We start from the raw sequence: 13,097 nt of genomic DNA, 5'->3' as shown, positions 1-13,097 counted from the left end.
CGCGCCGGCGCGGGCGGCGAAGCACCAAAAAGCAGCGCCAAAAAGCTGCAGCAAAAAGCATTTCGGGCACCAGCGCCGAGTGGAACCAGTGTAGCGAAAACGCCCGGGTGCGCCCATACACCCGGGCAGATAGTGCGTGTCAGACGGAATGTATGTGCGGCGCCGGTCCTGTAGTGTTTACCCGCAGCAAATCGGCGTTTTTCGCGGTTTCCTGCGCGTTTGCCACAAAACCGCGTGGTGGCGCCGGGTTCAGATCGGCATCGGTCGGACTGAAAGCTTCCAGCGCGCCGTCGTAGCGTTTCGCCAGCGGCCTTGCATAGTCACCACGTTTAGCCGTCGACAAACGCAGCGCGACCAGCGCCTCGGTCCATTTGACGGCTGCCGTCACGCCCTCGATAACCGGTGCGCCCAATGCGTCTTCGATCTCCGCGCACAACTCCGCCATGCCGGCGCAACCGAGCACGATCGCGTCCGAACCGTCTTCGTCCAGCGCGCGGCGGCATTCGTCGAGGATGATGCGGCGCGCCGCCGAGCCGGGCTTGTCGAGATCGAGCACGGCGACGTCAGTAGCGCGCACATTGCGGCAGAAGCGCTTCATGCCGTAGCGCTCCGCGAGATGCCACGCCATGCCGCAAGTGCGCGCCAGAGTCGTCACCACCGAAAAGCCCGGCGCCAGCACGCTTGCCGCGTGCATCGCCGCCTCGGCGATGCCGATCACCGGACCGCGCGCCAGCTCGCGTGCCGCATACAGACCAGGATCGCCGAAACAGGCGATCACGTAGCCGTCGCAACCGTCGCACTCCCCGGCGATGACCTCGGCCAGCAAGCCGGGCGTCGCGAGTGCTTCGTCGTAATAGCCTTCGATCGACGGTGGTCCCATCGTCGGATTCACCGCGATCACTTCGGTGCCGGGCGCGGCGACTTCGCGCGCGCAGCGGCCCATTGCCTCCGTCATACGTTGCGTCGTATTCGGATTGATCAGTTTGATGCGCATATCGACTCCTGTTGCGGCGCCGGCTCAGCGAGCGAGCACGCGGTAGAACGCTGCAGCCAATCCGGCACCGATGAACCACGAGAAATTTGCCAGCCCGTCGAGCGTCGGCACCATCACGCAGATCACGGCGATGAGCGCGGCCGGCAACAACGCGCCCACGGCCCGGTAATTGACGCCGTTTCTGTACCAGTACGAGCCGGTTTGGGAAACCGTGTAAAGGTCATCGAGCACGATTTTCTGGCGTTTCACGAGGTAGTAATCGACGATCAGGACACCATACAAAGGTCCGATGAAGCTGCCGAGCACATCGAGCGTGTAGTGAATCACCGCCGGATTGTTGAACAGATTCCACGGCGTGATGAAGACCGACGCCACCGCCGCGAGCATGCCGCCCGCACGCCAGCTGATCAGGCGCGGCGCGACGTTCGAGAAATCGAAGGCCGGCGACACGAAATTAGCGACGATGTTGATACCGATGGTCGCAATCGTGAAGGTCAACGCGCCGAGAATCACCGCGCTCGGGTAGTCGATACGACCCACCGTTTCGACCGGATCCGTGATCAGTTGGCCGAACACCGGCAGCGTGGCGGCGGTCGTGACCACGGTCACCAGCGAGAAGGCGAGAAAGTTGACCGGCAAGCCCCAGAAGTTGCCGCGCTGCACGCTGCGAAAGCTCTTGCCGTAGCGCGAAAAGTCGCCGAAATTCAGCATCGGTCCGGAGAAGTACGACACCACCAGCGAGGTCGCCGTAATCATCACCGGCACCACTTCCATGCCGTGATATTTGACGCCGCCCAGGTTGATGCCGATGTTGCGCCATCCTGCGCGATACACCATGTAGCCCGCGAGAATGAACATCACCACGTAGACTGCCGGGCCGGCGAAGTCGATGAACTTCTTGATGGTCTCCATGCCGTGCCAGAACACCAGTGCCTGCAATACCCACAGCAACATGAAACCGGCCCAGCCAAGGGTCGAGAGACCCATGAAGCCATGGTGATGAACGTCCGCATACGGCAACAGTTGCGGGACGAACTTCAGCACCACGATCACCAGCGCGCTCGACGCCAGATAGGTCTGAATCCCATACCACGCCACCGCGATCAAACCGCGAATCACTGCGGGAATATTCGCACCGAGCACGCCGAACGTCGCGCGGCAGGCAACCGGATAAGGCACGCCGTTCTGCTGACTCGGCCTGGCGATCAGATTGCACAGCACGTTGACAATCGTGATGCCGACCAGCAGCGCAATCAGCACCTGCCAGCTCGTCAGCCCGAGTGCGAACAGACTGCCCGCGAACACATAGCCGCCGACGCTGTGCACGTCGGACATCCAGAACGCGAAGATGTTGTAGGCGCCCCAGGTCTGGTGGCGCAGCGGCGCCAGGTCTTCGTTGTACAGCCGCTCGCTGTAACCTGCCGGCATAGACGGATCGCTGGGTGCGTCAGCGTCTCCGTAAGTGGGAATTGCGGGACTGCTGGGCGCTGCACTGAACTGAGCCATGACTCCTCCTTGGGATAGGGACCATCGATAGCGAATCGAAGGACGTTGCATCGGCCATGCCAGGCGCACTCCCTTCACCCGAGTGGAACCGGAGGGAATGTCAAGCGCCTGAAGGGCCGCGCCGCGGGTGTCTCCGTACTGACGTACTTGTGGTTATCGCACCGCCGGCAGCCGCGGACTCCTGACGATGCGTTGCTACTCCAAGGCTGTCGTTCAGCGACGGCCACGCGCACGCAAGCCGGCGACGCTCACGTCGAGCCGCCTTGCCACGCTTGATTCAGTTCAGTTCAATTCAGTGCGGCGCGCACCAGCAACGCGCGCGCGCCGGCCGCTTGCCTCAGCCTGGCGCGGACTTACCTTTGGGTGCATCGTTGCGTGCACCGAACACTTCATGCAGATCGGCAGCACCGCGTGCCGGGCGATCCAGCATCTTCAACTCGACGCTTTGCAGATGGCGCGACATCAATGCCGCCGCCTCTTTCGCATTGCCGGCGTCGAGCGCGGCGAGAATCGCTTCGTGGTCTTCGAACGAGCACGGGCTGCGTCCGAGCGACTCGTACAGTGCGGAAATCAGCGTGGAGCGCGCCACCAGGCCGTTCAGGCAGTCGCACAGCACGGCGTTGCCGGTGAGCCCGGCCAACTCGGTGTGGAACTCACCCGACAGGCGAATCCATGCCGGAAAATCACGTGTCTCGAACGCTTTACGCTCGCGGCCGATCATGCTGCCAATACTCTTCAAACGCCGGATGCCGTGCCCGCTGCAAATGCGCTCCACCACAGCCAACTCGATAATCCGGCGCATCTCGAACACCTCGTGCACTTCCTGCAACGATGGACTCGCGACGAACGCACCGCGGTTCGGTTCCAGGTCGACAAGGTGATCCGTGGCCAGTTGCGCAAGCGCCTGGCGGATCGGACCGCGCTTCACGCCAAATACTTCGCATAACTGTGCTTCTGTCAGCTTGGCGCCCGGCGCCAACCGATGCTCGAGGATCGCTGCGCGGATGCGTTCGGCGATCGCTTCGGGTTTCGAACTATTCGAGCTGGCGGAATCTGTGTCGGACATGATGTGCGTCTCGGTATGTTGGTCATCTTAGGATGGACATAAAGATTGTCAACAATTTTTGTTATTAATTTCGACAATCTTCATGACAGTATTGGGCTGCAGCCTATCTGGCACAGTATAAAAGCTCGGTCTTGCTTCAATATCAGTTTAATTAAGGCGAGACGGACACGTCCGTTGATGGCGGATTTTGTCAACAAAATAGATGGGCCTTCACTGGCAGTTCTGCCTGCAGGAGTGTCAAATAGTTGACCGTTAGTTGCATTTATGGCTCAAAAAAGAAAGCGGACAACCGCCCGCTTCCGCTTCTTTGCCGTTTCAACTCAGGCAGGGATAGCCGGACAACGTCAGCCTGAACCCATGCGCGCCGGCTACGAGGTGCGCGTCAGCGCCGACCGGCAGCGTCAGCATGTCCGGAACATGGCCGAATTGCAGGCCAGTGACGACCGGAATCCCGATTACCGACCGCACCTGCTCGATCATCGCCTGCAGGTCATATCCGTTGTCGTAATCGTACGATCTGCCACCGGAGAAATCGCCGAGCACAAGCGCCTGCTGCTGCGCGAGGATGCCGGAAAGATGCAGTTGGTAAAGCATCCGCTCGAGCCGGAATGGCTGCTCGTTGACATCTTCGATGAACAGAATGCCGCCCTGCACCGGCGGCATGTACGGCGTGCCGATCAGGGACGCCAGCACTGCCAGATTGCCGCCCCACAACATGCCCGAAACATCGACAGCTTGCGCTTGCGGCACATGGCTCGTCACCGTCATGGTCGGCTTGGTCAGCGCCGACCAGAAGTGCCGCATGGTGAATTCGCTCAGATCTTCCGCGCCGAAGTCACTCATCAACATCGGGCCGCCGAAAGTCTTCACACCGGCACGTGCGAGCAATGCTAGCTGGATCGCGGTGAAATCGCTGTGCCCTACCAACGCGATCGGCTGATCGGTCAGCCGCCGTTGCAGCCCCGCATAGTCGAGTCCGTGCAGAATGCGTATCGCGCCGTAGCCGCCACGGACAGTCAGCACAATGTCGGGCAACTCCCGCGAAGGATCAGCCAGGCGGTTCAACTCAGCCGCGCGCTCGCCGTCGGTGCCGGCGAAACGCTGGTAGCGGCGCCTCGTCGCATCCACGCCATCGACGCGATGCCCCTGCGCATGCAAGCGGTGCAACGCGCGATGCAGCACCTCCTGGTCATGCGGATAGCCGGACGGCGCGATCAGTTCGATGGTGCGATGGACGGTCATGGGCAAGACCTATTCGACGTTGTAGTTTTTAGAGCGGCTCGGCCGGTCCCGGTTCGATGCGCGCTGCCGCGCGTGCTTCCCGGCTTGCGCGCCGCCGTTCGGCAAAGAACGTTTTGAGCGCGGCGCCGCATTCATCTTCGAGCACGCCGCCGGTCACCGTGGTGTGATGATTCAACTGCGGATTCGCGAATGCATCGACGACGCTGCCGCACGCACCCGTTTTCGGATCGCGCGCCCCGAACACGACGCGGGCAATACGCGCATGCATGATCGCGCCGGCACACATCAGACAGGGTTCGAGCGTCACATACAGCTCGCAGCCGGGCAGACGGTAGTTCTCAACGGCTCGCGCGGCTGCGCGTAACGCGACCATTTCCGCATGCGCCGATGGGTCGTGCGCACCGATCGGATGGTTGAAACCTTTGGCGATGACTTCGTCGCCGCGCACGAGCACCGCGCCGACCGGCACTTCGCCAGCTGCGCGCGCTTCTTCTGCTGCGGCCCGAGCCAGCGCCATGAAGCGGCGATCGCGCTCGGAGATCGGCGGTACAGACGGTTCGTCCGGCGAAGGAGCGTTAATTGATTCAGCGGCTGGTGCGTCGCACGGCATCGATTCGGCAGAACCGGCGCCGACGGGTTCGGCTTGAGAGACCGGCGATGTCACAGCTTCGACCGGTTCGACGGACTCCGGGCCAAGCGTGGCGGGGCGGACAAGCGGCTCGCTCACTGCGATCCCGCTTCGGCCGTATTGAGGTTGCCGACCCGCTCCGAGAGCCGCTCGGCAATCCGCCGACAGTATTCGCGCGGCAGGACCAGCGGGCCGCCGCGCAGCGATTCAAGCGCCATATCGAGCGCCAGCATGCGGGCCTGGAGGCGGCAACGGGCGGTCCTGTCGCTGACCGCGTTCAACTGCGCCTGCAGGTCGCGCAAAGCGCGCAGCTGCTCGACGGCGGGCGGCACGAAGCCCGCATTCTTCAAAATCCGGTTGGCGACACGCACTTCTTCCGGGACCAGTGCATCGTCGTCCAGGGGCAGCGGCGCGCCGGCGCCCGGTAAATCGTCGAACTCACCGCGCGCAGCTGCGGCGGCAATACGCTGTTCGACTAACGCATCAAGCAATTTCATCTGCAGTCCACTACGTTGCGGCCCAAGCATTCTATCAGGGAGCGCATGCCCGTTCTGGCTGTCTGACCGATGAAACCTCTGGTTTTCGGATTTTGCGTATTTGAGGGGCGCATGGCGTGGGCTACGGTGGTGCAGGCGGAACCGGCGGCGGCTTTGCAGGCAGTTGCGCAACCGGCGTGCGGTTCTAGTCCGAAGCGCTTCGGCGCATTTGCTTCACGACGGCCGCCGCGAGCCACAACGTTTCACTCAGCCGCCAACCGCCAGCGTGCCAGAGCGACATGCCGGGTACGCCCGAGCAAGCTGTGCACCAGAACAAACTCACGCACGTTCCAACTGATGGCTTCGACAGGACGTGTCGCGACCCAAGGCATGCCGTAAGCCAAGGTCACGTGCGGGGTGTACGGCACGCTCGGCGAGACTGCGCGATCTCCGGATCCAGCGGCGCGCAACGCCAGTACAAGTGCGTCGTGAAGTGCCTGGAGTCCAACCACGCCCTCGCCTCCACCCAACACCAATGGCCCCGGCCGCGGCTTCAGCGCAAAACTGACCGCACTGTCGAACTCGACGCTAAAAGGCTCCATCCTGATCGACGCGGCCGCGTTCATCGCCGCATCCACCCAGGCTGGCGGTAAACCGCCTGCGAAGTTCCCGAGGTGAAGCAACGTGACATGCAAACGGTTGGCCGACAGAGGCTTGCTCTTCGAGCGCGTCTCCCCGCAGAGCTGTTGCGCCAGCTTCGAGATGCTGGTGGCCGTATTCGCATCTGGAAATACGGCGAAGAACAGGCCGTCTGTCGGGACAGGCGGCGCCTCGAGTCCGGGCAGCCAGAGTTGTTCAGGCATGGTGCTCTTGAGTGGGTGAAGCCGGCATAGGGTTGAGTCTCCGTTCAGTCGTGCGCGTTTGCCTGCGCGCCCTGGAAAAGTTAATCGGCGGTGGCTGGGTCCACTGCACGCCCTCGCCGCTATTGGACCTCGATATTTGCAAGATATAGCGCTGCCTGCCGCCCAGCACTAGCCACAGAAGCATTGCATCGTTTTCCCGCATCAGAATGCGCTTGCACTAGCGGCCCGGTCACGCGCAACACTGTACATTCATACAGTATTGTCGGCAACGTGGAAATGATCAAAAAACTGGAGGTACTGATTGACTGACGCGGCGAAGCACGACGCGTCGTGCGCAAACAGCGCGAGTGCCAGGGGGCAGCCAGCTTCCGGATAGACATGAACGGATTTTCACGGTCGGTTCAGGTTGTATTCAGAGCCATGCCGTATTGTCCAGATCGAAACCTAGGGCTCGCCCGTTCGACGATGCAGTGCCCCAGAAAACAACCGGGCAGCGGGCGCCGATCAACGGCAAAAAAACAAGGAGACAAGCAAATTGCGAAACCAGCGTTTCAACGCTGTGCCTCGCCTGCGCCTGAACACGGCCGGTGCGTTCCTCGGTACACGTGCCGCCCCTCGCGCCGGGACCGGCGCGAAGACGAGCCCATGCAGTCTCATGCTGGTCGCTTGCATGGCCGGCCTGCTCCTATCTGCCGGCAGCATTCATGCCGCGTCGGTCGTCGATGCGGGATTGCCTGGTTACCAGCCCGAACAACGGGTCGCAGGGCCCATCAGCAGTGTCGGTGACGACGCTATGAAGCCGCTGATGAACGACTGGCTCGCCGCGTTCGAACAACGCCAGCCCGGTATTCGCCGTGGCGCGAACTGGCAGCATATAAGCGATGTAACCGCATTTGGCGCCTTGATGTTCGGCAACGCCGACATCGCACCGCTCACGCGCGAGCCATGGCCGACCGAGTTGCAGCCCTACGCCCACCAGTTCGCTGGCGACATGATGAAATCGCCGGTGCTGGTGCGCGTCGCGAGCGTGGCGGGACGTCCTGCGTACATTGCCGTCAACCAGCGCCCCGGCGCCCCACTGCCGCAGAAGGTGAAGGAGTTCCTTGCCTTCATGCTCAGCCGCGACGGACAGGAAGTCGTGGCAAGACACGCGTCCTTCCAACCGCTCAGCGCTGGCGAAGCGGCGCAGGAAAGCGCCAGGCTGCAAGCCTTTCTCCCGCCGCTCGATCCTGCCTTGCCAGCCTACAGGCCGGTCGAAGGTCTGCACGGCAAGATCGACAGTATCGGCAGCGATGGCATGAAATCGCTGATGGATACATGGATTGAGGACTTTCATCGGATCCAGCCTGGCGTACGAAAAGGCGAACGCTGGGAGCATTTGGGCACCCTGAACGGCTTCCTCGCCTTGCTTGTCAACGACACCGACATCGCACCGATGGGCCGGGAGCTCTGGCCGGAAGAAAGTCGCGCCTACGACGCCACGCAACACCAGAAGGCCCCCATCGAGATCCGCGTCGCGCGCGGTGGCTTCAATACCCCGCAACGCACGACCGCACAGGCCATCTTCGTGCCTGAGAACAACCCGCTGGCGCAGATCACGGTGGCGCAACTGGCGGACATCCTCGGGGAACACCCTGCCATTACGCGTTGGGGGCAACTTGGCTTGACCGGCGAGTGGGCAGATCGGCCCATTACGATCTACATGCCGCCCCATGTCGCGCCCAATGCGATGTCGATGCAAATCATGGTGCTCAGGGGCGGTCAATGGAATCGCGCCGTGCACGAGGGCTCCATCACCCAGACCGCCGAGGCGATTGCTCACGACCCGGGCGCGATTGGCTTCGGTGGTCTCGAGGAAGGCGGCGCCGGTCTCAAGGCACTCGCGGTGGCCGAAAAAGCAGGCGCCCCCTTCTATACGCTCGACGCCGAAAACGCCGCCAACGGCCGCTACCCGCTCACGCGCTACATGTATATCCGCATGAACCGGCCGCTGTCCGAGCCGGTAAAGGCCTTCCTGCGCTACATCCTGAGTCGCGCGGGCCAGGAGCCGGTGCGCTATTCCGCCTATTTCCCGCTGAACGCAACCGAGGTGCGGCAGGAACTGGCCAAACTCAAGTAAACACCACGTCATTGCCGCCTCGCGCGGCTCTTCTTCGTCGTTTTCATTGTTTCGCGATCCGAAGCACTTGCCTGCCGGCTCGGCACCCGTGACACCTATGCCGCCGGTGTTGCGCCGGCCTGCGCCGCTGTGCCGTCGCCCCGCCTTCCCGCCCCTCTTGCGTCATGCATGGCGGGCGTCCCTGAACAGACTTTCATTTTCGATTCAGCCTGATTTTAGGCTGGATCTCTATAAATGAGCTTGTTCAATACGCTACCCGCAAAGACTTGGAACGCGTATTCGTCCAGGAACACTGAGCGCGACTCGCGCGACGCCATAACACTGACATTCAGGAGATCGCACCATGAAACACACAGCTTTGCGCATTGCGCTTGGCGCCCTGGTGATGGGCACCCTTTCCCATTCCGCCCTTGCAGCCAACGAAAAGATAACGTTGATGGTCGGCGGCATGGAAAAGCAGATATACCTGCCGGCCAAGCTGGCGGAACAACTCGGCTACTTCAAGGAGCAAGGTCTCGACGTCGAACTGCTCAACGAACCGGCCGGCGTCGACGCCGAGAACGAACTGATCGCCGGGCAGGTACAAGGCGTGGTGGGCTTTTACGATCACACCATTGATCTGCAATCAAAAGGCAAGGTCATCGAATCTGTCGTGCAATTCAGCCATACGCCCGGTGAGGTCGAACTGATCTCATCGAAACTCGCCAACACTGTCAAGTCGCCGGCCGATCTGCGCGGCAAAACGCTGGGAGTCACCGGGCTCGGCTCCTCGACCAATTTCCTGACGCAATATCTGGCGGTATCGCATGGCGTACCGATCAGCGAAGTGACGTCGCTGCCGGTCGGCGCCGGCAATACCTTCATCGCTGCCCTCAAGCAGGGCAAGATCGACGGCGGCATGACCACCGAGCCGACCATCTCGCGCCTGCTCAAGACCGGCGACGCCAAGGTGCTGGTCGACCTGCGCTCGCCCGAAAGCACCCAGAAGTGGCTGGGCGGCTTGTACCCGGCCGCCTCCCTCTATATGCAGACAACCTGGGTCAACGCCCACAAGGCCACAGCGCAGAAGCTCGCCAACGCCTTCGTCAAGACGCTCCGTTATATCTCGACCCACAGCGCCGAAGAACTCACCGCGAAAATGCCGGCCGACTACTACGCCGGCGACAGGGACAGTTACGTCAGGGCGCTGGCCGTCGGCAAGGTCTCGTTCATTCCGGACGGCCGTATGCCGGAGTCGGGTCCGCAGACCGTGCTCAAGGTCTTGTCGGCGTTCGACAAGGGTCTGAAGGGCCGCAACATCGACCTGTCGAAAACCTACACCACGGAGTTCGTCTCGGCGGTGCCCGCGAACTGATGCCGGGTCCACGGGCCGTAGCGATCTGTTCGCATCGCGACTGCGGCGTGCCGCAGCCGCGAGGTCGATCCCTGTTTCGATGAAGGGTCGGGCTCATCGCCCTGCTCCAACGCGCGAACGCCGCCACGACGCGGCGCGTCCATTCCACAACGAGAATCTGGCACTCAAGGTGAGTTACATATGACAGTCCAACTGGCAACCGGCAGGCCTGTGGTCGCAAACATCGGCGACATTACGCCCGCAATCGAACTCGAGCGCGTCAGTCGCAGGTTCGTCAGCCCGGAGGGCAAGGCCATCATGGCGCTGCAGAACTTCAGCATGAGCGTGGAGAAAGGTCAGTTCTGCGCGGTGGTGGGCCCCACCGGATGCGGCAAGTCCACCACGCTCAGCCTGATCACCGGCCTCGCCCGACCGAGCGCGGGCACGGTCCGGATCTGGGGCCAACCGGTGACGGGCATCGATCGCCGCATCGGCTTCGTGTTTCAGAGCGATGCGGTTTTCCCCTGGAAGAGCGTGCTCGATAACGTCGCCGCCGGGCCGATCTATCGCGGCATGCGCAAGGATGAAGCTCACGACAAAGCCATGGACTGGATTCGCCGGGTCGGCCTGTCGCGCTTCGAACGGCACTATCCGCACCAGTTGTCGGGCGGCATGCGCAAACGCGTGGCCCTTGCGCAGACCTTCATCAACGAGCCCGAAATCCTCTTGATGGATGAGCCATTCTCGGCGCTCGACGTGCAGACGCGCGCACTGATGCAGGACGAACTGCTGCATCTATGGAGCGTCAACGGTGCTTCAGTGGTTTTCGTCACACACGATATCGAAGAAGCGATTGCACTCGCCGACAAAGTCTTCGTGCTGACGTCCGGGCCGGCCACCGTCAAAGCCTCCTACGAAATCGGCTTGCCGCGCCCCCGCGAGGTCTCGGAGGCGCGCTATTCGCCACGTTTTATCGAACTCTCCCGTCAGATCTGGAACGATCTGCGCGATGAAGTCCATATCTGACTGCCCGCAGGCATTGCGAGGAACACCATGAATACCCGAACGACTGGATTGCCGACGCACGAGATCGAACTGCGCCAGGTGGAACTCGAAGCGCAAGGGACAATGCGCCGTCGCCAAACGCTGGTTCACACACTTCGCATCGCGGTGCTGGTGGTGACCCTCGGCGGCTGGGAACTGGCGGGACAAATGGGATGGATCGATCCATTCTTTTTCTCCGTGCCGTCGATGATTGTCAGTCAGATCTGGACCTGGCTGACAGAGGGCACCTCGCAGGGTCCGCTTTGGGTGCAGGTGCTGGTGACACTGGAGGAAACCGTACTTGGTTTTCTGATCGGCGGCGTGGGCGGCGTCATCGCGGGCATTGCGCTTGGCCGCAACAAGCTGCTTGCCGACGTATTCAGTCTCTACATCAAGATCGCCAATTCGATTCCGCGCGTCGTGCTTGGATCGGTGTTCATCATCGCGCTGGGACTGGGCATGGCGTCGAAGGTTGCGCTGGCAGTCGTGATGGTGTTCTTCGTGGTATTCGCCAACGCCTTCCAGGGCGTGCGCGAAGCGGACCGGAATCTCATCGCCAACGCCCACATCCTCGGTGCGTCGAAGCGTCAGGTCACCCTGACAGTGGTGCTGCCCGCGGCCATGAGCTGGATTCTGGCGAGCCTGCACGTCAGCTTCGGTTTCGCGCTCGTTGGGGCCGTGGTCGGTGAATTCCTTGGCTCCCGGCAAGGCATCGGTCTGCTGATCTCGACGGCTCAGGGTGCCTTCAACGCAGCCGGGGTTTTCGCCGCGATGATCGTGCTGGCCGTCGTGGCGCTGGGGGCAGAGTTCCTCCTCACGCAGCTCGAGAACAAGCTGCTCAAATGGCGCCCGCCGCAGTTCACCGAAATCGGTCATTAACCCGGCAGCTGCGGTCGCGCCCGGCCGCAGCTTGACGGCGGACGCCGACCGTGCGTCCCTGCCCGCTCGCCTTCAGGACGCTCACACAAGGCGTCAAGCAATCACAACTCAGGAGATCGAAGACCGTGCCCAGCCTTCCCCGTCGAACCGCCACGACACCACGCGCGCGCCGTGCACAAGCGGGTCCACGAATTGTCATGACGATACTCGCCGCCAGTACCTTGCTGGCATCCCACAGCGCGTTCGCCACCCTACCCTTCGTGACGGACGATGCCGAGCCCATCGAACGGGGACATTTCGAAATCAACACGGGCGCCACCGGCACCGTCAGGCAAGGCGAATATAGCGGCGCGCTGCCCGCAGTCGAAATCAACTACGGCGCGACCGATAACCTCGAAGCCAGCCTGAATCTCGGCATGTCGTTCATGCACGCGAGCGGCGAGAAGTTCCACTACGGGTTCGGCGACATGGAACTCAGCGTCAAATACCGCTTCATTACAGAAGACGACAAGGGTATCCGCCCGCAAGTGGCGTTCAGTCCAGGCGCGATCATTCCCACCGGCAACGATCGTCTCGGCCTCGGCGACGGTCACAGCCGTGTGTTGCTGCCGTTGTGGGTGCAGAAAACGATCGGTAACTGGACGACTTTCGGCGGGGGTGGCTATGTCGTCAATCGTCACGCGAACGAGAAAGGCTATTGGATTGCGGGTTGGGCGGCGGTGCGCAAGATCAACGAGCAACTCGAACTCGGCGGGGAACTGTTCTATACCGGCGCCGCCACGGTCGCCGACCCGTCGTCGCTGGCCTTCAACCTGGGCGGACAGTACAGTTTCACGGACCACGACCGGCTGCTGTTCTCGGTAGGTTGCGGTCTCACTCACGTCAAGCAAACCAATCAGTTCTCCTACTATCTCGGCTATCAGCGCGATCTCTGAGAACGCCACCGC

General features: G+C 62.1%; 12 protein-coding genes. 5 read left to right on the top strand and 7 right to left on the bottom strand.

Going from position 1 to position 13,097, the window contains the following annotated elements:
- Window positions 1-139: 139 nt before the first annotated feature.
- The 7 genes from WN982_RS09665 to WN982_RS09635 form a co-directional block, all read right to left on the bottom strand.
- Window positions 140-994 (bottom strand): aspartate/glutamate racemase family protein, encoded by an 855-nt coding sequence (locus WN982_RS09665; protein ID WP_341315469.1) that lies wholly within the window; start codon window positions 992-994, stop codon window positions 140-142.
- A gap of 24 nt (window positions 995-1,018) precedes the next feature.
- Complete coding sequence (locus tag WN982_RS09660; protein ID WP_341315468.1) at window positions 1,019-2,500, bottom strand: NCS1 family nucleobase:cation symporter-1; 1,482 nt, start codon at window positions 2,498-2,500, stop codon at window positions 1,019-1,021.
- Between the two features lie 337 nt (window positions 2,501-2,837).
- A complete protein-coding gene (locus WN982_RS09655) occupies window positions 2,838-3,566 on the bottom strand; it encodes a GntR family transcriptional regulator (RefSeq protein WP_341315467.1) in 729 nt (242 codons plus the stop codon).
- Between the two features lie 315 nt (window positions 3,567-3,881).
- Window positions 3,882-4,808, bottom strand: a complete 927-nt coding sequence (gene ldcA / locus WN982_RS09650) for a muramoyltetrapeptide carboxypeptidase (protein WP_341315466.1) — start codon at window positions 4,806-4,808, stop codon at window positions 3,882-3,884.
- Between the two features lie 28 nt (window positions 4,809-4,836).
- Complete coding sequence (tadA, locus tag WN982_RS09645; RefSeq protein WP_341315761.1) at window positions 4,837-5,418, bottom strand: tRNA adenosine(34) deaminase TadA; 582 nt, start codon at window positions 5,416-5,418, stop codon at window positions 4,837-4,839.
- 113 nt (window positions 5,419-5,531) lie between these two features.
- Complete coding sequence (locus WN982_RS09640; RefSeq protein WP_341315465.1) at window positions 5,532-5,933, bottom strand: DnaJ family domain-containing protein; 402 nt, start codon at window positions 5,931-5,933, stop codon at window positions 5,532-5,534.
- A gap of 242 nt (window positions 5,934-6,175) precedes the next feature.
- A complete protein-coding gene (locus WN982_RS09635; protein WP_341315464.1) occupies window positions 6,176-6,775 on the bottom strand; it encodes a 2'-5' RNA ligase family protein in 600 nt (199 codons plus the stop codon).
- A 535-nt stretch (window positions 6,776-7,310) separates the two neighbouring features.
- Here WN982_RS09635 and WN982_RS09630 point away from each other — a divergent pair.
- From WN982_RS09630 to WN982_RS09610, 5 genes are all read left to right on the top strand, one after another.
- Entirely contained in the window at window positions 7,311-8,894 is a 1,584-nt protein-coding gene (locus WN982_RS09630) for a substrate-binding domain-containing protein (protein ID WP_341315463.1), read from the top strand.
- A gap of 385 nt (window positions 8,895-9,279) precedes the next feature.
- On the top strand, window positions 9,280-10,248 hold the full coding sequence (locus WN982_RS09625) for an ABC transporter substrate-binding protein (RefSeq protein WP_341315760.1): 969 nt from the start codon (window positions 9,280-9,282) through the stop codon (window positions 10,246-10,248).
- A gap of 180 nt (window positions 10,249-10,428) precedes the next feature.
- The gene (locus tag WN982_RS09620; protein WP_341315462.1) at window positions 10,429-11,253 is read left to right on the top strand and encodes an ABC transporter ATP-binding protein; all 825 of its coding nucleotides are present in this window, start codon (window positions 10,429-10,431) and stop codon (window positions 11,251-11,253) included.
- Window positions 11,254-11,280: 27 nt separating this feature from the next.
- On the top strand, window positions 11,281-12,150 hold the full coding sequence (locus tag WN982_RS09615; RefSeq protein WP_341315461.1) for an ABC transporter permease: 870 nt from the start codon (window positions 11,281-11,283) through the stop codon (window positions 12,148-12,150).
- 197 nt (window positions 12,151-12,347) lie between these two features.
- Entirely contained in the window at window positions 12,348-13,085 is a 738-nt protein-coding gene (locus tag WN982_RS09610; RefSeq protein WP_341315460.1) for a transporter, read from the top strand.
- Window positions 13,086-13,097: the final 12 nt, after the last annotated feature.

It is taken from the genome of Paraburkholderia sp. IMGN_8, assembly GCF_038050405.1.
Lineage (GTDB): Bacteria > Pseudomonadota > Gammaproteobacteria > Burkholderiales > Burkholderiaceae > Paraburkholderia.
This window is presented reverse-complemented; position numbering and strand designations above follow the sequence as displayed.